We start from the raw sequence: 18381 nt of genomic DNA on the forward strand, positions 1-18381 counted from the left end.
GTCACTAATTATACTGTATGGTCATACAGTATCAAGCCTAATTTACAAAAATTCGTCGATGGCGGTTTGCAGCGCGAAAATCGTCGCCTGCAGCCGCACCGCATCGCGATCGCCCTCGAATTGCATCTTGCGTGACAGCCCCCGGCCATCGCTGCCGGCGAAGCCGAACCACACGGTGCCGACCGGCTTTTCCGCGCTGCCGCCGTCCGGGCCGGCGATGCCGCTTACCGAGAGCGCCAGATCGGCCCGCGCCGCACGCAGCGCCCCTATCGCCATCTCGCGCACCACCTCTTCGCTGACCGCGCCGTGCGCCGCCAACGTGGCTTCGCTCACCCCCAGCAGGTCGTGCTTCGCCGCATTGCTGTAGGTGACGAAACCGCGATCGAAATAGGCGGAGCTCCCCGCGATATCGGTAATGGCCTTGGCGATGCCGCCGCCGGTGCAGGATTCCGCGCAGGTGATCCAGCGGCCCTGAGCCTTCAGTTTTTCCCCCGCCAGCACGCTGAGCCGGCGCAGTTGGTCGTCACTCATAACCCCTCCCTCGCGAATTCAGGTATATGCGCCCGATAGTAGCATTTATCAAGGCGGCGCGACGTCTGGCGCGCAGAAATGCGCAACGCCTCGCAGGAGGTGCGGTTTTAAGCGCCCGGCCAAGCTGCTAGTATCAAAAGAAGCGCCCCAGCGAGCGGCGGCGCACCAGCACAAGGAACATCACGGAGGCGGCACGCTGCGGCGGCGGCCTCAGGGCGCACCAGAAGAGATTAGGACGATAGTGTGAAAAAAACGTTGGGCGTATTCTTGCCGTTGTACACCACCACCCTGCTGCTGCTGTTGGGCTCGGGCCTGCTCACCACCTACGTCTCGCTGCGGCTGGCCTCCATCCACGTCAGCAGCGCGCTGATCGGCGCCATCATCGCCGCCAACTACATCGGGTTGGTGATCGGCGGCAAGGTCGGCCACTTTCTCATCGCCCGCGTCGGGCATATCCGCGCCTACGTGGCCTGCGCCGGCATCATTACCGCCGCGGTGCTGGGGCACGGCCTGACGGCGTTCATTCCCGCCTGGGTTGCGCTGCGCCTGGTGATCGGGCTGTGCATGATGTGTCAGTTCATGGTGCTGGAAAGCTGGCTGAACGACCAGGCGGAATCCAACCAGCGCGGCATGGTGTTCGGTTTCTATATGGCGGCGACCTATCTCGGCATGTCGCTGGGCCAGATCGTGCTGATGCTGCAAAGCAATCTGGGCATCGCCACGCTGCTGGTGATCGCACTGTGCTTCGCGCTCTGCCTGGTGCCGATCGCTCTCACCACCCGCACCAATGCGCGCCACATGTCGCCGGCGCCGATGGAACTGCGTTACTTTGTCGGCGCCATTCCCAAGGTGCTGGCCACCACGCTGGTGATCGGCATGGTGGTAGGTTCGTTTTACGGCCTGGCGCCGGTCTACGCCAGCCTGCAATCCTTAACCACGCAGCAAACCGGCCTGTTCATGGCGCTGGCCATCTTCGCCGGGCTGGTGGCGCAATTCCCGCTCAGTTGGCTGTCGGATCGCTATAACCGCCCCTTGCTGATGCGCCTCAACGCCATTTTTCTGATCGTGGCGGCGCTGCCGCTGGCGCTGCTGCCGCACATCGATTTCCCGCTGCTGCTGGCGGTGGGGTTCGTCGTCAGCATGCTGCAGTTTACGCTCTACCCGCTGGTGGTGGCATTGGCCAACGATCTGATCGAGCCGGAGCGCCGCGTCTCGCTGGCCGCCTGCCTGTTGATGGCGTTCGGCGTCGGCGCCAGCATCGGGCCGCTGGCGGTCGGCGCGCTGATCGAGCCGCTTGGCGGTAATATCCTGTACGCCTTCTTCGCCCTGTGCGGCGTGCTGCTGGCGGCCCTCAGCCGCACGGCGAAAGCGGAGGAACCTCAGCTGGCGCAGGACGCACCGGTGCCGCATATTCCGCTGCCGGACAGCCTCGCCAGTTCGCCGCTGTCGCCGGCGCTCAATCCGACCTTCGATGAGCAGATCATTCACGACACCATGCCGCCGCCGGAAGCGGCGCCCGATGTCGACGAGCCACAGCCCGAGGAACAGGAGGCGGATCCCCTGCCTCAGGGGGCCGATCCGCAAGAGGATACCGGTCTGAAAAAGGCGCACGCCATGCTGTAAACGGCGGCGCTACAGATCCTGGAAGGAGCCCAGCATAAAACCGCGTTCGGCGATCGCCGCTTTCAGCGTCGGTGCGGTCAACACATCCAGCTCGACGAGGCGCGGGTGGCAGTATTTGCTCTGCAGGATCGTCGCGTCGAGGAACGCCGGGTGGCACATCATTTCCAATGACTCGGCGCCCTGCTCGTCGGCGCGCGCCAACCGCTGCAGGAACAAGGCTTCGGAAATCGTTTCGCCGTAGAATCCCGCGTCAAACGCGTCGGTGCTGCAGGGCGTCTGCAACGCAATATCGCGCCGTTTCGCCTCTTCGCGATCGAGGCGCAGCGGCAGACCCTGCGCCTGCGCAAACGCCTCCACCAGCGGGTAAATCTGCGGCTGCATATGTACATGGTGGTGGCTGTCGATGTGCGTCGGCGGCTTGCCGAACAGCGTCACAAACCGCGTGAACTGGCGCTGCAGCTCCTCCTGGATCTCGTCCAGCTGCAGCTCGCCGGCCTCGGCGCGGCGCCACAGCCATTTACCCAATTCGCCATGCTCGTTGACCAGCGAGGGCATGGCGCCCAGCGGCCTGCCATGGGTCAAAACGAAATGCAGCCCGATCGGTAGCCCCGGATATTGCCGGCTGAGCGCCGCCGCGTGCTGTGCGCCGCCGCCGTTCACCATCGCCGTGGTAGAGGAAACGACGCCATGCTGATACGCCTCGATAACACCGTAGTTTTGTCCCTTGCTCAGGCCGAAGTCATCGGCATTCACGATCAGTAGTTTTTCCATAGTGGCTCCCGCGGGATGAATTTTTGGCAAGGGAAGCCCGACCGACCGGCGCGGCATTCCCCTTCGCTAAGGTAAAAATCGAATGATTAACCGGCCGGCGGCCTGAAGCTCATCGGCATATCGGCGTTGATACTGATCGGGAGCGGCCCTAAAGAGGGCCGTAGCACTTTTTTCGGTAGTTGCCTGGGGTCACATCGGTGAGCCGCTTGAAGTTTTTAATGAACAGGCTGACATCGCCATAGCCGGAATCGAAGGCGATATCGGAAACCGAATAGTTGGTGACCTCCAGCTGCGTCTTGGCGAAGTTGATGCGGATCTCATTGATCACCTGCATCGGCGTCTTGTGGTAGTAACGCCGCATCGCCCGGGTCAGATATTCCTGGGTTTTCCCCGACAGCGCCACCATGTTAGCCAACGCCCTTTCGCCGAACATCGCCTTGTCATGCATGCCGGCCAGGGTGTTCTTCAGCCACTGCGGGATATCATCGCCGCCATCGTTTTCTTCATTATGGTGACGAATACGGCTGATCACATAGAAGGTCAGCGTTTCGAGAAATTCGGCGAAGTCGTCCTCGCGAAACTGCGGCGAACTCACCACCGATTCGATATAGGCCAAAAACTCGTTTCTCAGGCTGTAGGCCTGCGAGGCGACGAAGCAGCGCGGCAGCTGCTGCAAATAGTGCTCTTCAAAGAACGCTTTGCTGACCGCCACGTTGAAGATTTTCGTCGCGCCGAACTCGTAAAAGCTCTGGTGGTAGGAGCCGATGGGGATAAAGACGAAATCCCCGCGCTCCAGCAGCACCCGCTTGCCGTTGATCTCCTGATAGCATTTGCCGCTCAGCACGATGGTGAACTCGTAATAGTCGTGCTGATGCAGCCCGGTGGCGCTTTCCACCTTGTTGTAGATAAACAGGTGAAAATCTTTGCAGTTAAAAAAATCCTGCTCGCGAATCAGCTTCACGTCGTTGGCACTCAGCGAAATTCGGTTGTCGGACACGGCGCCGGCCTCCCGTTAGTCAAATCCGTTGCGTCTGGCCGCCTCGGCAAACCAGTAGCCGCTTTTCTTGATGGTGCGGCGCTGATCCGCCCGATCCAGCCGCACCAGCCCATAACGATTCTTGTAGGCGTTCAGCCAGGACCAGCAGTCGATAAAGGTCCACAGATGATAGCCTTTGCACTGCGAGCCTTCCGCCAGCGCGCGGTGCAGCCACTTCAGGTGCTCGCGAATAAAGTCGATGCGGTAATCGTCCTCCACCCGCCCATTGGCGCCGATAAACGCCTCTTCGCCCTCAACGCCCATGCCGTTTTCCGAAATATAACAAGGCAGGTTGCCGTAGTTCTCTTTCAGATCCATCAGGATGTCGTACAGCCCCTTTTCGTAGATCTCCCAGCCGCGGTGCGGATTGATTTTGCGGCCCGGCATTGCATAGTAACTGAACAAATCCTCCGGCGATGCGATCGGCCCCTCGGCACGACGCCCCTCTTTCGCCTGCACCCTGCGCGGTTGGTAATAGTTGACGCCGAGGATGTCCACCACGCCGCCTTCAATCAGCTGCGCATCCTGCGGCTCGCAGTGGGGCATCAGCCCATGCCGCTCCAGCAGCTGCAGCAACGCCGCCGGATAACGCCCTTTGGCGACCGGATCGAGGAAACTGCGGTTGAGCAGCAGATCGGCGTCGTGCGCGGCCTGCCGATCCGCCGGCGCGTCGGAACGCGGATAGGTCGGGCTCAGATTCAGAATGATGCCGATGCTCCCCGGCAGCTCCCGCGCTCTGAAACGCTGCACCGCCATGGCGTGCGCCAGTACGCTGTGATACGCCACGGTGACCGCCCGTTTGAAGTCCACCACGCAAGGGTAATGCAGGTCATTCAGGTAACCGGCCTCCACCGGCACGATCGGCTCGTTGAAGGTGAACCAGTGGGTGACCCGATCGCCAAACAGGCCGAAGCAGATATCGGCGTAACGCGCATAGGCTTCGACCACCGCCCGGCTTTCCCAGCCGCCGCGCTGCTGCATGCACAGCGGCATATCGAAGTGGTAGAGATTGATAAACGGGGTGATGCCCTGCGCCAGCAGCTCGTCGATCATCGCGTTATAGAACGCCACCGCCTGCGGGTTCACCTCGCCGTCACCGTCCGGGATCAGCCGCGACCACGAGATAGACGTTCTGAAGGTATTGTGGCCCAGCGTTTTGAGCAGCCCGATATCGGCGCGGAAATGGTCGTAAAAGGTCGAGGCCTCGGCCGGCCCCACCCGATCGTGAAAGCGCTCGGGCGCGATCTCGAACCAATAGTCGAAGATGTTGCGGCTCTTGCCGTCGCGCGCGGCCGCCCCTTCAGACTGCGGCGCGGAGGTGGCGCTCCCCCACCAGAACCCGTCGGCAAATTGATATTCCATACTCGCGTCCCTCGCAGGGCGGCCGCGCCGCCCCGTTCCACAGTTAGAATTTCAGCGCCTTGGCGATGTCTTCTTCGCTTTCCGTCGCCGCGTCGATCTGGCTCTGCGCCTTGTTGGAGATCGCCACGAACGGCAGATAAATCACGGTGGCGACCGCCAGGTTAAACAGGCTCAACAACATGGCCATGATGCTGCCGTTGGTGTTGAAGAACGCCCCCAGGCCGACCGGCATGGTCCAGGGCGCGATGTTGGTGATAGGCGGGATCAGCCCGGAGTAATAAGCCAGCGAGGTGATAATGGTCAGCACCGGCTGCACCAGGATGAACGGAATGAACATCACCGGGTTCATGATCACCGGCAGGCCGAACAGAATCGGTTCGTTGATCTGAAAAATGCCGGACGGCGTCGCCAGCTTGGCGACCTGGCGGTAATCCTCGCGGCGCGAGGCGATGAAGATGGCGATGATCAGGCCCAGCGTCGAGCCGGTGCCGCCGAGGTAAATGTAGGAGTCGACGAACGGCTTCGCCCACATGTGGAACTCTTTCCCGGCGGCCACTGCCGCTTCGACCGAACCGTATTTGTTGTACAGCTCCACGTTTTCGAGTGCAAACGGCGTCATGATGCCGCTGTCCAGCGCCGCCAGCGCCATGGAGCCGTGCACCCCAAAGAACCACAGCAGCGAGGAGAACAGCACGTACACCCAGCCCACCACGCTGCCCATCTTGGCCAGCGGCGCCGAAATGCCGTCCATGATGATCTGGTGGAAGTTGGTGCCCCAGTGCGCCAGCGCGAACGCCACCAGCCCCATGATGGAGAGGATGATGAAACCGGGGATCAGCGCCGAGAAGGAGCGCGACACCGAAGCCGGCACGCTGTCCGGCAGGCTGATCACCCAGTTGCGCCGCACGATGAAAGCAAACATCTCGGCCACCACCAGCCCGATCACCATACCGGAAATGATGTTGGCGCCGCCCAGCCAGTTGGCGCCCACCGCATAGGCCTCGCCGACGTTGAACGGCGTGACGGTCATAAAGGCCGCCACCGCCAGCAGCGCCGAGGCGAGCGGATCGACCTTGCGCTCTTCGGCCAACGCCATGCTGATAAAGAACGGCGTCATCAGGGACATGATCCCCAACGTGCCGTTGTACACGCTGCCGCCAATGCTCTTCAGGCTATTGAGCGTCTCGATGGTGGAGGCGTCCAGGCGCACGCCCAGCGAATAGAAGAACGATCCTTCGCCGAAGCTCAGGAACACGTTGTTGATCAACACGAACATCGCCCCGGTCAAGGTCAGCGGCATCAGGCGGATAAAGCCGTTCTTGATGGCGTTGACGTGGGGCTGCTTGCCGATTTTTACGGCGAAAGGCAGGATAACCTTCTCGAGCGAGGCAATGAGGGTATTCACGGCGGCCTCCTGTTATTGGTTGGCTTTCTTGATGGCGGCCACCGCGGCCTTCAGCACGCCCAGCCCATCGACCTTGCCGTACAGCAGCGGATCGATGACTTCAACGGGTTTGTTGGGCAGCTGTTTTTGCACTTCCGGCAAGGTGTAGGCAATCTGCGGCCCCAGCAGGATCAGATCCGCTTCAACGCCTTTCTCCGCAGCCAGCGCTTCCGGGTAGGCGGCGATGATCACCGGCACTTCGTATTTCTCGGCCTGCGCCTTCATTTTTGAAACCAACAGGGAAGTGGACATACCGGCAGAACAAAACAGATAGATTTTTTTCTTTTCCATACCAAGCACCTCAGATAATCAAAAAAACCCTGTGTTATTTGTATGCCAGATGCAATCACGATTGCTTCACGCACATTCCTTATGAAAATTTCCGTCACGTTGCCCTGGTTGCAGACAGTATACGGAGCATGAAAACGGATCGGTAAGCCAGGGGGGAGAATAACCGTCTCTCCTTGACCTGATGGCTTGACCCCCTTCACATTTCGCATAAAAAAATAGTGTGACCGGGCTCTCAAATAACCGATGTAAACTCAGAATATTCGCAATAAATACTCAAATAACAATTATAAACAGATAGTTATAAACACACCGAGAATTTAAGGATTTATTTGCGCCTGAACAAACGAAAAGGGAATAAAAATAGTTCAAGCTTGATTCGCCTGCTGCTCTCCGAACGCGATGGCAGGCGAAGAGGATTAGGTGGGCAGACGCAGCAACTCGATCACCGTGGCCAGCGCCACGGAATGGTTCCTGCGGTTGGGGTAATAGAGGTAAAAACCGGGAAACGGCGCGCACCAGTCGGCCAACACTCGCCGCAGCCGCCCGCTCGCGAGGTGTTCTTCCACCTCCTGTTCAATGGCGAAGGCGATGCCGACGTGCGCCAGCGCCGCCTGCAGCAGCAGCCTGGCGTCATCCACGATCAGCGGGCTGTTGACCGCCACGGAAAATCGCTGCTCGCCCTGCTGAAATGCCCATTTGTAGCGCTCGCCCGAAGAGGCCTTGCGCCAACCGATGCAGCGGTGCTGCAGCAAATCCTGCGGGTGCGTCGGTTCGCCGTGCCGTTGAAAATAGTCCGGCGTGGCGACGATGGCAAAACGCAGATCCGGCGTCAGGCGCACCGCGCGCATATCGTTGTGCAGATCCTCGCCGAGCCGAATACCGGCGTCAAAGCCTTGCTCGACGATGTTGGCGAACCCTTCGTCCGCCACCACCTCCAGCGTAATGCCGGGATATTCGCTGGCCAACCGCCCCAGATGCGGCACGATGGCGAGATCGATCGCCGAACGCGGCGCGTTGATGCGCACCAGGCCGCGCGGCCCTTCGCGAAACGCATTCAGGCTCTCCAGCGCGGCGTCGATGTCGGTAAAGGCCGGCACCAGCTGTGCCAACAGATGCTCACCGGCCTCCGTCGGCGAAACGTTGCGGGTGGTGCGGTTCAGCAGGCGAATGCCCACCTGCGCTTCCAGTTCGCGCAGGGTGTGGGTCAGCGTCGGCGGCGTCACGCCCAATCGGGCGGCGGCGCGGCGGAAGCTGCGTTCACTGGCGATAGCCACGAAGGCCGCCAGGCCGGACAATTCGGGTTTCTTCATGCTATTAATATAAATTATCTAATAGTGAGATGAATTTTTAGCGGATAGTTATCCGTTATCTAACAACATAGCATTACGATCGAACCCATTACCAGGTATCGATGCGATGATTAATGCTACAGCTCCAACTCATGAAACGCCGCGCCGTCTGGCGGACAAAGTCGTGCTGGTGAGCGGCGGCGGCACAGGCATCGGCCGCGCCGCCGCGCTGGCCTATGCCCGCGAAGGCGCCAAAGTGGCGCTGGCCGGCCGACGCGCGGCGGAAATCGAAGCCACGGCGCGCGACATCGCGCTCGCCGGCGGCGATGCCCTGCCCATCGTGGCCGACGTCTCCCAGGAAGACGACATCCGCAGGCTGCTCGCCACGGTGACCGCCCACTACGGCCGGCTCGACATCGCCTTCAACAACGCCGGCATCATCGGCAACTTCGCCCCCATCACCGAACAGACCAGCGAAGATTTTGACCGGGTGATCGCCATTAACCTCAGAGGCGTCTGGCTGGCGATGAAATACGAGATTGAAACCTTCCTGGCTCAGCGCTCGGGCGGCGTGATCGTTAACACTTCCTCCTGGCTGACCCACGGCGCGCTGGCCGGTTCATCCAGCTACTCCGCCAGCAAAGGCGCGCTCGATGCGATGATCCGCGCGGTGGCGCTCGAATACAGCGGCCAGGGCATCCGCGTCAACAACATCAACCCCGGCATCATCGACACGCCGATGGCGCGCAGCAGCGTGGCCGACAGCGCGGCGTTCGCGCCCTTTATCGCCCACACGCCCGCCGGCCGCCTGGGCGAATCGGAAGACATCGGCGATGTGGCGCTGTGGCTGGCGACGGACGAAGCCCGCTTCATCACCGGCCAAAGCCTGCTGGTGGACGGCGGTTACACCATCGCCGGCATGCGCTGAGGAGACGATGCCATGAACTACGTTCGGCTTGGCGACAGCGGCCTGATGGTGTCCCGCCTCTGCCTGGGCGGCATGACCTACGGCGATCCGGCCTGGCGCCCCTGGGTGCTGAAGGAGGAGGATGCACGCCCCTTTATCCGCGAGGCGCTGGAAGCGGGCATCAACTTTTTCGATACCGCCAACATTTACTCCGGCGGAGAAAGCGAACGCATTCTCGGCCGTGCGCTGAAGGCGTTCGCCCGTCGAGATGACGTGGTGATCGCCACCAAGGCTTACTTTCCGATGGACGCGCAGCCGAACAGCCGGGGGCTATCGCGCAAGCACCTGCTGCACAGCATTGACGCCTCCTTGCAGCGGTTGGGAACGGATTACCTCGATCTGTTCGTGCTGCACCGCTTCGACACCGAAACGCCGATCGAAGAAACCGCCGACACCCTCGATGGCCTGGTGCGGGCGGGCAAGATCCGCTATCTCGGCGCGTCTTCACTGCACGCCTGGCGCCTGATGAAAATGCTGGCCTTTCAACGTCAGCACCGCCTGGCGCCGTTTATTTCGTTGCAAAGCCAATACAACCTGGTGACGCGTGAAGACGAAGAAGAGCTGATCCCGCTGTGCCTGGAGGAAGGTCTTGGCCTGACGCCCTGGTCGCCGCTGGCCCGCGGCGTGCTGGCCGGCTCCGGCAGTGGCGGCACGCTGCGCGCCGCCACCGACGAGCAGGCCCCCCGTTGGTACGGCGGCAGAAACGAGGTCGAACGCACCGTCGCTGCGGTAGCGGAGGTGGCGGCCGCGCGCGGCGTTCCCCCGGCGCAGATTGCGCTGGCCTGGCTGTTGGCCAAACCCGGCGTGGCATCGCCGCTGGTGGGCATGTCCAAGCCACACCATCTGCAGGATGCGCTGGCGGCGCTCGACCTCAGGCTATCGCAAGAAGACGTGGCCGCGCTGGAGGCGCCCATGGCGCACGCTGCCCGCCCCGAGCGCTGGTAACCCCTTTTCCTTCATTCCAGGAGAAAGACATGGCATACGCTGTGACCGCGCGAGCGGCGTTATTCACCCTCGCTACTGCACTCACCCTCAGCACGCCGGCGCAGGCCGCCGTCGATGCACACTGTACGGAAAGCAGTATGACGCTGCCGCCCGGCGCGCTTTACCCCAACGGCATCGCCCGCGCGGCGGACGGCACGCTGTATGTCGGCCTGATCACCAGCGGCAACGTGCTGCGCAAACGGCCGGGTAAAGCGTGGGAAACCTTTTTCCCCGGCGCTGACACGGTGTTCGCCTCAAACGCGCTGCGGCTGGACGAACGGCGCGGGCTGCTGTGGGGCAATTCGCCGGACTTCCTCTCCGGCGGCAAAACGCGCGCCAACCGCATCTACGCGCTGAACGTCGCGGATGGCACGCTCAACCGCAGCCTGGCGCTGCCGGCGGGAGAAATGGGCAACGATATCGTGCTCGGCGCAGACGGTACGGTGTACGTGACGGAAACCCGCGGCGGCGGCATCCTGCGCCTGCGGCCGGGCGAAGCGGCATTCAGTACGCTGTATCAGGATCCACGCTTAGCGGCCCCCAGCGGGCTGGGCGCCGCCGGGATCGTGCTGCTCGACGACCGGCTGATGGCAGTCGCCAATTTCGGCACCGGTAAGCTCTACACCCTCAGCTATAACGATCCAAAGCCGCAGCTGACGGAAATGCAGCTGCCGCGCCTGATTGAAAACCCGGACGGGATGGGGTTGGCACCGGACGGCGCGCTGATCGTGCTGGAAAACGGGATCCAGAGCGGCCAGGGGCGGATCCTGCGGATCCCGTCTCCCAAGGCGGCAGGCATGCACCGGATTGAGGTCTTGCGCGAAGGCATGGAATCGCCGGTCAATCTGACTATCACCCCACAAGGCTGCGCCTTCGTCAGCGAATCGCGCATTCGCCACCGCCTGCTGCCCGGCCATGAATCCGAAGTGCCCGACAGCTTCCGTCTCTATCAACTGCCCCTGCCCCTCACCGCCGCGCAATAAACTCCACGCCGCCTCAGCGGGCGGCGACTTGCGTTGTACCGTTAACATCCAATGAATTGAAAATCTTTATTTCGATGGTATTAATCAGAACTATGATTAATTCTAACTTAACAAACTGATTTTAATTAAATTGTTCCACTACACATCGCTGATTATACTTGCCTTATCCCCCACCTCATTATCATCGAGCGTATTCATGAGCCGATACCATGTTTCCAGCAGCGAAGGTCAATATGAGAAAGAATCCGGCGAGCAAGTTCTAGCCAATAAGCTGGGCATCACCGATAGCGACGAACTCGACGGCGCCGAGTTGGTGTTGCTGGAGCAGCTCTACCGTTCCGTTTTCGAACAGCACTTTCCATTAGGAAGAATCACCGTCGAGATGCTTAAGGGATGGCATCACCGCTGGTTAGGCAATATTTATGCGTGGGCTGGACAAGCAAGAACCGTCAATATCAGCAAAGGAGGCTTCATGTTTGCCCCTTCGACGCGATTGCCCAAACTACTGGACGATTTCGAAGTGAAATACCTGGCAAGTTACACACCTTGCTCAGACATGAGCGAAGAACAGCTGATAGAAGCGATCGCGATAATCCATGTTGAACTGATACTCATACACCCTTTTAGAGAAGGGAATGGCCGTTTGTCACGGCTGCTGGCCGATGTGATGGCGGTTCAGGGTGGGCATAAACCGTTGGATTATCAAAGCTGGGAACAAAACAGAGCCCAATATATCTCGGCTATTCACTCGGGTATGAACATGAACTACGAGCCGATGAAACACTGGGTCAACCAAGCACTAAGAAAGTATTAGGCAAGGCGCAGATGAGCGAATTTTTTACGCACTTCTTCTAAAGAAGCTTCAATTCTGGCTGAAGGTTGACCTGTTTCAACCGCCGTTGATGTCGCCACTGAGCGGGCAATGTCCGTACGAGATGGCTTAACATAACCCACCGGCACTTTTTTAGTATTACTCATGACGCCCCCCGATCAGAAAATTCATTGATGAGATTATATCAAGGATTGTACATAACTTCATGCCCCTCACCGCCGCGCAATAAACTCCACGCCGCCTCAGCGGGCGGCGACTTGCGTTGTTGCCCGCAGGCGAACGACAATCTCGCTTCGTTACAACTCCTCCTTGCGCAGCGCTTCCCATTTTTACCTGTGACAGCCGATTGCCCGCTGGGCTAGTATAAGCGTCTGTGCAAACCTCGGGTTTGAGCGCGCCGTTTGGCGTTTTGATGATTTGATTTGCGCCGCCCGCCAAGCGCTGAATGGGGCGGCGCCTGCTGAAACAATGTGATAGCGAATGACGACAATGAAAATCACAGTTCCCTTTACATTCAATGGATTGGAAAAATAATCGCATGAATAGCACCGATAAACTCGATTCGCATACGCCGATGATGCAGCAGTATCGGAGTAACCAACCTAGCATAATGAAAAATATACAGTAATTATCGTATATTTTTCTTTGGTCTACGTATGGGATACATTTTTTGGACTTTAACCGGGTGTTCGAAGTCGCTTCAGATAGAAAAGGTTCTTCGACTTGACTGGCTTCGGTAGGAGCAAGAAGCGATGGTGAGCCTTGAAGGACGAAAGGCTACTTCAAAAACAAAGTAACCTTTCCAATATCCCCATATATAGGGCAAGTAGTATATTAACTGCACATGGTGCAGGAGACGTATGACATAAAAACTCTTTTATTTATGGCATACTTAATAAATAACTTATTTTTTATTTATGTCAATAGGTTTTGGTTAAATATTTTTATAATAATTAATCACCAGATTTATATTATAGCTTCGCTTGTGCAAGCGAAGATCTTATTGTTCTTTAATGAGTAATGCCAATTATAAGACAAGCAAGGGCTAACCTTACGAAGCTACTGCGTATGCTTCTTCAGGTTGACCTTGCTTTTCCGCCCTTTGGTTGGAAAAGAATAAACATTAAGTTATCAACATAAAAAAGGCAGGATAGATAAACCACCTGCCAATCATTCTATTTTAATGGTTTGAGAAAGCCATTATTACAAAAATCCATGCAATTACTAAGAGCTATATATAAAGCTGTTTTCCAATGGTTTTTTGAGTAACTCCTCTCCAAACTAATGGCCTCTTCATGTAAGAAGCCAGACAATTCCTGTGCAGAGTGATTTGTGTTAAATATCCTTTGAAAAGTTGCTTTTTTACGCGATATCTCAGCAACAGCTTTAATTTTAAAGCGTTTATTCAATCCTAAATGAGTGAAGTGATTATGAATTAACTCTGAAAAATCAGGTTCTAAAATTTGAGAATTAATTGTAAAATCAATTTTAATCTTTTGATTAACGATAATGTTAGCAGTTAAAAAATATAGATCGGGAAATCCATCATAATATGTATGAATAAAAATTCGCTTTCCATTTCGCATTTTAAACTTCGTTTTTTTATAAGAACTATTACATGTTGCACAAATGGGGATAAGGTTTTTTGAAAAAACTGAAAATTCTGGGAATAATTCTTTTGGGATATAGTGATCGAGTGTTGATGGATCTCCGATGCCACAATATGGACACTCATCAAAATCATCTATATTTGGAGGAAAAAGAATATTACTACTTATTGTTTTAAAAGTCTTAGTTTTGGATGTGTACGCATGATGCAAACTAACCTTTTGGTCGCTACTTAATACAATCGGAACAAGATTCTCTTGTGCCGTACTATTAGCTAAATGCATGTCATATGCATTTTTTACATTTTGAGATATCGCAGTAAGGTTTGTTTTATTGATACCACGTTTTTCACTTATAATAGTATCTAAAGAAATTTTATCGTCTGTCGCTGGGATCGGCAAATTTCTCATCATTAAGTACCTTTTATTTACCGAATGAACTTAAGAAAGATCTTGCAGTCATACCTAAACGTTTCCCAAATAATTTATCAGCATCATCTGCAGAATATCCATCTCCAGCTAATGTAGTTAGTGTTTGATAGAAATTAGAGTCTTCTATTGAAACTTTAAACACATCTTCTGTAAGAGTTGAAATTTCCTCACCAAAACATTCTTTTTTTAGTTTTTTTACTTTCGGAGATAATATTGTACCATCTAATACCTGTACGAATTTAGAAGGTGTTTCTTGTAATATAACAGGTGAATGAGTTGCAATTATTGCGTATGAATTAAACTTAGTGAGCATAGCTCGAACTGAATGCATGAAAGACGCAATCAGAGATGGATGAAGATGAGTTTCAGGTTCATCTATAATGACGAGACTGTTATCTTCGATATGCTCATAAATACTACTTAAAATAGAAAGAACAATTTTTTGACCTGAACTTAATTTGTCAAAACTTTTTATAAACTGCCTCTTATCTAAAAATCTAAAAGAAGGGTCATTAATTACAGGTTTGATTTTTTCATTCCAATCGCTTAATGCCCCATCTTCTTTAATTTTTTCATAATTCTTTTTGAATTCATCTGCCACTTCATCTACATTTTTAAGCTTATACTCATTAATGCCATCTATTCTTTCTCTTAAACCACAGTACTTATAACCAAATATATGCCCCTGAGAATCCAATTCTTTTATTTCTTCATCATTTTTCCCTGGGATTTCAAAATTATCAAATGCGGAATAAGATACAACTATCACATTACCAAATCCATGTGTAGTATTTTTGAATTTATTTTTCCTTGCACTAACCAATTCATTTTTATCATCATAGCCGTAGCCAGATATTGTTTTTGCTAAATCTGATAATAATTGCGTTTTTCCTGTGCCATTTCGCCCTATGATAATATTTATATTCGATGGTATTAATGAATCACGTTGCTCAACAAAGGAAAACTTTAACTCATAAGGCTCTTCAAAACCTTTAAGTTTACTCTGAAAAACAAATGAATGGCACTCATTTAAAGTTTCCTGTTCATTATTTCTTGTATAGAGTTCTCTGGCAAAAATAAGTGCCTGCTCAGCAGTACTAAATCTTACTGCCGATGTTTTGAATTGGGTCAAATCAGAAAAACTTTCATAAATAATATTATTATATGCGCAGTCATTCAATGACTCTAACACCCTTTTCTCTATTTCTTGTCCAAGTCTACGTAATGAAACATAATAATCTTTATTTTGTCCCAATGAACAAAAACGTTCATCCAGATTATCAATTCCATTATCAACAACAACCCTTCCAATTTCGATAGTGTTATCGATAATCTTAACTTCACCTATATGATGCTCTATACCATTAATATAAATCTTAAGATCAAAAGTAGACTTATAAGAATAATCGTCCCAGTTATTTTCAGTTAAAAGTAGAAAGTTTTTATCTTTAATTTTACTGTCATGCTTAGTAAATATTTTCATAATAGACTCTCAAATTTATTATTTAATCATCCATTCTACCCCAAAAAAATTTTTTAATAAAGATAATTAATACGCCATGGCATGATACTTTGAGTGTTTATAGATCAGATGGGTATGCCGTATCTGATTGTTCACTGACCTCTATCAAATCATAAATCCGAATAATAATTGCAGCAATTTAGACTAAGCCATTCATTAAATGAAAAATTTTACAATTAAACAAATATGTTATTTGTTTTTCACAAGAACGGAAGCGTTTATATCTCTTTATTATAAAAATAAATTTGAATTTTATTTATTTCTTAATATATATTCTCTTTAACAAAAACAATAAAGGAGAATAAAAATGAAAAAACAAAACTACTCAACCTTCACAAGTTATCTTTCTAAAACGCACAAAAATGTAGATCTCTATAGATTGTACAACCCACATTTTTCAAGCTTCTGCAAAAGCTACACTTATGACCATGATTTCTATCTTACCTATTTCTCTCGTCATATGATTACAGAGAGAAACATTCTAACTATATTCTCAATTTACGCACACTTCTCTTATGGCATGACCAAGAATGAAACGATCAAAGATTTCATACTGTTTCTTAAAAATATTAACTCAGTTGTTTTCTGGAAATCATTCTCCTTCCGTGGTTGCAATGTTATTTATTTGGACAAAAAGCGAGAACAAAAAGAAATATCATGGTTTACCTTTTCACGAATATATGACGAAGTTTTAGGGATAAAAGAATATCAATTTAATAACAATATTTATAGAAAAACAGCATAACAGGGGATAAGCAACAATGAAAAAAACTAAATCAATAAGAAAAACAATAAAGATCATTACAACTAAATCCAGGTTACCTAAACGGTTCAAAAGGATACAGTATAGGTAATGGAGGTATATTAGAAATATGAATTCAATGTGAAATGTCCATAACAGACTCAAGACTATATATCTAAAGCTAAACCGGGTAAGTCTTAAATTATTTTAAGACACTCCTTTATCCGGTGTTTGTTTTTTCACGATTACACACTTGACGTTTTATTATTATCATTTATATATGGTTCATGACACGATTAAAATTTAGGTATTTATATGCATTATAATCCTCAAAAACAACAGCCTGATTTAACAAAAACATCGAGAAGAGGAAAATTCCATACTGAACGGTTACCAGAAAATGAAATCAGATCATACTGTATAAGTGTCAGATTAAATGAAAATGAATTATCTATTCTGGAAGAAAAAAGAGGTTCCTATAAAAAAGGAGAATGGCTCAGGATGGCTTCGCTGAATAAACTTCCTTTGGTATTACCAGAGATTAATAAAAGTGCATGGGTAGAGCTTGGTCGCCTTTCACAAGATTTAAATCGCCTGCTGACATACCTCGATGGTAAAAGTCCTGACAGCGATCCAACCCTGACAGAAATGCATGTAATCAAACGGCAGGTGCAGACACTTCGCACTCTTCTACTTCCCTCAACTTTTTGGAGTAATACAAATGAAAGGTATGCAGAAAATCAAGAGAGGTAAGCAATTTACAGGAGTAGTTGTCTATGTACTTGAACCGGCTTCACACCATAAAACTGATCCCAAGGTTATTGGTGGCAATATGGCTGGCAACCATATCGTTGACCTTATTCGCGAGTTTGGACAAACAAAACTTTTACGACCTGATATCAAAAAACCGGTATGGCACAACTCTCTTCGCTTACCGCATGGAGAAAAATTGTCAGAAGCACAATGGGCAACCGTAGCCGACGACTATATGTCCCGTATGGGTTTTAATGATACACATCTTCGTTGTTATGTTCTTCATAATGATGAGGTGGGACAGCATATTCACATTATTGCCAGTCGTATCGATATTACTGATGGAAAGTTGTATCTTGGAAAAAATGAGAACCTTATCAGCACTCGTATTATCAGTGAGCTTGAAAGAATACATGGTCTCACAGAAACAGCAACTACTTCAAACCGACGATCTCAGAGCATAAAGAAGCTTTCGCGCAACGAAAAGATGCTCTCTGAACGAACGGCAACTCCCTGCCCAAAAGCCGCTTTGCAAACTTGCATCGATAATGTGTTAGCCAATCGCCCAGATTTGTTATCGTTCATTCAGCAACTGGAACAAGTGGGTGTAACCTGCCAGCCCAACATTGCTTCGACGGGCAAAATGAATGGTTTTTCATTTGAATTTCAGGGAATTGCCTTCAAAGCTTCGCAGCTTGGGAAAAGGTATGCCTGGTCAAATATTCAGACACTTATTGATTACTCGCCTGGACATGTAAAACTACTTAATACAAGATCTAAATTTGCTCCAGCTCCTTGTAAACAGCAAGAAGCACAACATCCCAGCAGAGAAACTATTCTCGATAAACTACTACAACTCGACGAGCAAGTCAGAAATGAAAGGGAGAATGAACTTGCCCAAACCATCCAGTTGAACCAAAAACTACGCTTTACGGCCCATCAGATATCCAGACAACACCAATCCCACTTCCAGATGTGGCTTCCATTTCTTAGCAAGCTCATACAACTGCTCAGACAGTTGGATAGTTCTCTGTTGTATGCGACCGCTCGTCCCTTTAGACAAATTTATCATCTTCACTTACTTGCACACAACCCTGAGTCTTTTGACAAACAGTTTTCAGAACAATCAGTTAGTAAAACTCACAGCTACAAGCCACACCACAATTAGTTCATAAATGTAATTTAGTCAATAAATTATTGATCGTTTATACA

At 52.0% G+C, this 18381-nt stretch carries 18 protein-coding genes; 8 read left to right on the top strand and 10 right to left on the bottom strand.

Features of this window, described 5'->3' with window-relative positions:
• Positions 1 to 42: 42 nt before the first annotated feature.
• Positions 43 to 531 (bottom strand): nicotinamide-nucleotide amidase, encoded by a 489-nt coding sequence (pncC, locus tag ACJ8HB_RS09850; RefSeq protein ID WP_041033341.1) that lies wholly within the window; start codon positions 529 to 531, stop codon positions 43 to 45.
• 243 nt (positions 532 to 774) lie between these two features.
• On the opposite strand from pncC, the gene ACJ8HB_RS09855 reads away from it, so the two are divergent.
• A complete protein-coding gene (locus tag ACJ8HB_RS09855; protein WP_047569260.1) occupies positions 775 to 2154 on the top strand; it encodes an MFS transporter in 1380 nt (459 codons plus the stop codon).
• A 9-nt stretch (positions 2155 to 2163) separates the two neighbouring features.
• Here ACJ8HB_RS09855 and chbG read toward each other — a convergent pair whose 3' ends face one another.
• The 6 genes from chbG to ACJ8HB_RS09885 form a co-directional block, all read right to left on the bottom strand.
• On the bottom strand, positions 2164 to 2925 hold the full coding sequence (gene chbG / locus ACJ8HB_RS09860; protein WP_047569262.1) for a chitin disaccharide deacetylase: 762 nt from the start codon (positions 2923 to 2925) through the stop codon (positions 2164 to 2166).
• Between the two features lie 148 nt (positions 2926 to 3073).
• Positions 3074 to 3922, bottom strand: coding sequence for a transcriptional regulator ChbR (chbR, locus tag ACJ8HB_RS09865; RefSeq protein WP_047569264.1), 849 nt, complete (start codon positions 3920 to 3922; stop codon positions 3074 to 3076).
• Between the two features lie 15 nt (positions 3923 to 3937).
• Positions 3938 to 5323 (bottom strand): glycoside hydrolase family 1 protein, encoded by a 1386-nt coding sequence (locus tag ACJ8HB_RS09870; RefSeq protein ID WP_049233625.1) that lies wholly within the window; start codon positions 5321 to 5323, stop codon positions 3938 to 3940.
• Positions 5324 to 5366: 43 nt separating this feature from the next.
• Positions 5367 to 6728 carry a PTS N,N'-diacetylchitobiose transporter subunit IIC gene (chbC, locus tag ACJ8HB_RS09875; RefSeq protein ID WP_004932557.1) on the bottom strand — a complete coding sequence of 454 codons (1362 nt, stop codon included), beginning with the start codon at positions 6726 to 6728 and terminating at the stop codon, positions 5367 to 5369.
• Between the two features lie 12 nt (positions 6729 to 6740).
• Positions 6741 to 7058: a PTS sugar transporter subunit IIB gene (locus ACJ8HB_RS09880; protein WP_004932561.1), complete on the bottom strand. Its 318-nt coding sequence runs from the start codon at positions 7056 to 7058 to the stop codon at positions 6741 to 6743.
• 416 nt (positions 7059 to 7474) lie between these two features.
• A complete protein-coding gene (locus tag ACJ8HB_RS09885; RefSeq protein WP_047569268.1) occupies positions 7475 to 8368 on the bottom strand; it encodes a LysR family transcriptional regulator in 894 nt (297 codons plus the stop codon).
• 106 nt (positions 8369 to 8474) lie between these two features.
• On the opposite strand from ACJ8HB_RS09885, the gene ACJ8HB_RS09890 reads away from it, so the two are divergent.
• The 4 genes from ACJ8HB_RS09890 to ACJ8HB_RS09905 all read left to right on the top strand — a co-directional run bounded on the left by ACJ8HB_RS09890 (position 8475) and on the right by ACJ8HB_RS09905 (position 12095).
• Complete coding sequence (locus ACJ8HB_RS09890; protein WP_052133462.1) at positions 8475 to 9275, top strand: SDR family NAD(P)-dependent oxidoreductase; 801 nt, start codon at positions 8475 to 8477, stop codon at positions 9273 to 9275.
• Positions 9276 to 9287: 12 nt separating this feature from the next.
• Positions 9288 to 10259 carry an aldo/keto reductase gene (locus ACJ8HB_RS09895; RefSeq protein WP_047569270.1) on the top strand — a complete coding sequence of 324 codons (972 nt, stop codon included), beginning with the start codon at positions 9288 to 9290 and terminating at the stop codon, positions 10257 to 10259.
• A 29-nt stretch (positions 10260 to 10288) separates the two neighbouring features.
• Complete coding sequence (locus ACJ8HB_RS09900; protein ID WP_223307175.1) at positions 10289 to 11281, top strand: Vgb family protein; 993 nt, start codon at positions 10289 to 10291, stop codon at positions 11279 to 11281.
• A 196-nt stretch (positions 11282 to 11477) separates the two neighbouring features.
• Positions 11478 to 12095 carry a Fic/DOC family protein gene (locus tag ACJ8HB_RS09905; protein WP_047569276.1) on the top strand — a complete coding sequence of 206 codons (618 nt, stop codon included), beginning with the start codon at positions 11478 to 11480 and terminating at the stop codon, positions 12093 to 12095.
• Here the strand turns inward: ACJ8HB_RS09905 and ACJ8HB_RS09910 are convergent.
• The 3 genes from ACJ8HB_RS09910 to ACJ8HB_RS09920 all read right to left on the bottom strand — a co-directional run bounded on the left by ACJ8HB_RS09910 (position 12092) and on the right by ACJ8HB_RS09920 (position 15635).
• The gene (locus tag ACJ8HB_RS09910) at positions 12092 to 12259 is read right to left on the bottom strand and encodes a hypothetical protein (protein ID WP_162846236.1); all 168 of its coding nucleotides are present in this window, start codon (positions 12257 to 12259) and stop codon (positions 12092 to 12094) included. The genes ACJ8HB_RS09905 and ACJ8HB_RS09910 overlap by 4 nt on opposite strands.
• 1029 nt (positions 12260 to 13288) lie before the next feature.
• A complete protein-coding gene (locus tag ACJ8HB_RS09915) occupies positions 13289 to 14134 on the bottom strand; it encodes an HNH endonuclease (protein ID WP_141240905.1) in 846 nt (281 codons plus the stop codon).
• Positions 14135 to 14144: 10 nt separating this feature from the next.
• The gene (locus ACJ8HB_RS09920) at positions 14145 to 15635 is read right to left on the bottom strand and encodes an AAA family ATPase (RefSeq protein WP_072021584.1); all 1491 of its coding nucleotides are present in this window, start codon (positions 15633 to 15635) and stop codon (positions 14145 to 14147) included.
• A 346-nt stretch (positions 15636 to 15981) separates the two neighbouring features.
• Between ACJ8HB_RS09920 and ACJ8HB_RS09925 the strand changes: the two genes are divergently transcribed.
• The 3 genes from ACJ8HB_RS09925 (at position 15982) to ACJ8HB_RS09935 (ending at position 18337) form a co-directional block, all read left to right on the top strand.
• Positions 15982 to 16419 (top strand): hypothetical protein, encoded by a 438-nt coding sequence (locus tag ACJ8HB_RS09925; protein WP_072021585.1) that lies wholly within the window; start codon positions 15982 to 15984, stop codon positions 16417 to 16419.
• A 312-nt stretch (positions 16420 to 16731) separates the two neighbouring features.
• Entirely contained in the window at positions 16732 to 17169 is a 438-nt protein-coding gene (locus ACJ8HB_RS09930) for an ATP-binding protein (protein WP_072021586.1), read from the top strand.
• Positions 17138 to 18337, top strand: a complete 1200-nt coding sequence (locus ACJ8HB_RS09935; protein ID WP_072021587.1) for a relaxase/mobilization nuclease domain-containing protein — start codon at positions 17138 to 17140, stop codon at positions 18335 to 18337. Before ACJ8HB_RS09930 ends, ACJ8HB_RS09935 begins: the two co-directional genes overlap by 32 nt.
• The last annotated feature ends 44 nt before the right edge of the window (positions 18338 to 18381 follow it).

The sequence above is a fragment of the Serratia sp. CY27727 genome (assembly GCF_052169275.1).
GTDB classification, from domain to species: domain Bacteria; phylum Pseudomonadota; class Gammaproteobacteria; order Enterobacterales; family Enterobacteriaceae; genus Serratia; species Serratia sarumanii.

Coding starts and splice junctions, on each gene's coding strand:
- pncC (WP_041033341.1), bottom strand. CDS start 531: ATGAGTGACGACCAACTGCGCCGGCTCAGCGTGCTGGCGGGGGAAAAA.
- chbG (WP_047569262.1), bottom strand. CDS start 2,925: ATGGAAAAACTACTGATCGTGAATGCCGATGACTTCGGCCTGAGCAAG.
- ACJ8HB_RS09870 (WP_049233625.1), bottom strand. CDS start 5,323: ATGGAATATCAATTTGCCGACGGGTTCTGGTGGGGGAGCGCCACCTCC.
- ACJ8HB_RS09880 (WP_004932561.1), bottom strand. CDS start 7,058: ATGGAAAAGAAAAAAATCTATCTGTTTTGTTCTGCCGGTATGTCCACT.
- ACJ8HB_RS09885 (WP_047569268.1), bottom strand. CDS start 8,368: ATGAAGAAACCCGAATTGTCCGGCCTGGCGGCCTTCGTGGCTATCGCC.
- ACJ8HB_RS09890 (WP_052133462.1), top strand. CDS start 8,475: ATGATTAATGCTACAGCTCCAACTCATGAAACGCCGCGCCGTCTGGCG.
- ACJ8HB_RS09895 (WP_047569270.1), top strand. CDS start 9,288: ATGAACTACGTTCGGCTTGGCGACAGCGGCCTGATGGTGTCCCGCCTC.
- ACJ8HB_RS09900 (WP_223307175.1), top strand. CDS start 10,289: ATGGCATACGCTGTGACCGCGCGAGCGGCGTTATTCACCCTCGCTACT.
- ACJ8HB_RS09905 (WP_047569276.1), top strand. CDS start 11,478: ATGAGCCGATACCATGTTTCCAGCAGCGAAGGTCAATATGAGAAAGAA.
- ACJ8HB_RS09910 (WP_162846236.1), bottom strand. CDS start 12,259: ATGAGTAATACTAAAAAAGTGCCGGTGGGTTATGTTAAGCCATCTCGT.
- ACJ8HB_RS09915 (WP_141240905.1), bottom strand. CDS start 14,134: ATGATGAGAAATTTGCCGATCCCAGCGACAGACGATAAAATTTCTTTA.
- ACJ8HB_RS09920 (WP_072021584.1), bottom strand. CDS start 15,635: ATGAAAATATTTACTAAGCATGACAGTAAAATTAAAGATAAAAACTTT.
- ACJ8HB_RS09925 (WP_072021585.1), top strand. CDS start 15,982: ATGAAAAAACAAAACTACTCAACCTTCACAAGTTATCTTTCTAAAACG.
- ACJ8HB_RS09930 (WP_072021586.1), top strand. CDS start 16,732: ATGCATTATAATCCTCAAAAACAACAGCCTGATTTAACAAAAACATCG.
- ACJ8HB_RS09935 (WP_072021587.1), top strand. CDS start 17,138: ATGAAAGGTATGCAGAAAATCAAGAGAGGTAAGCAATTTACAGGAGTA.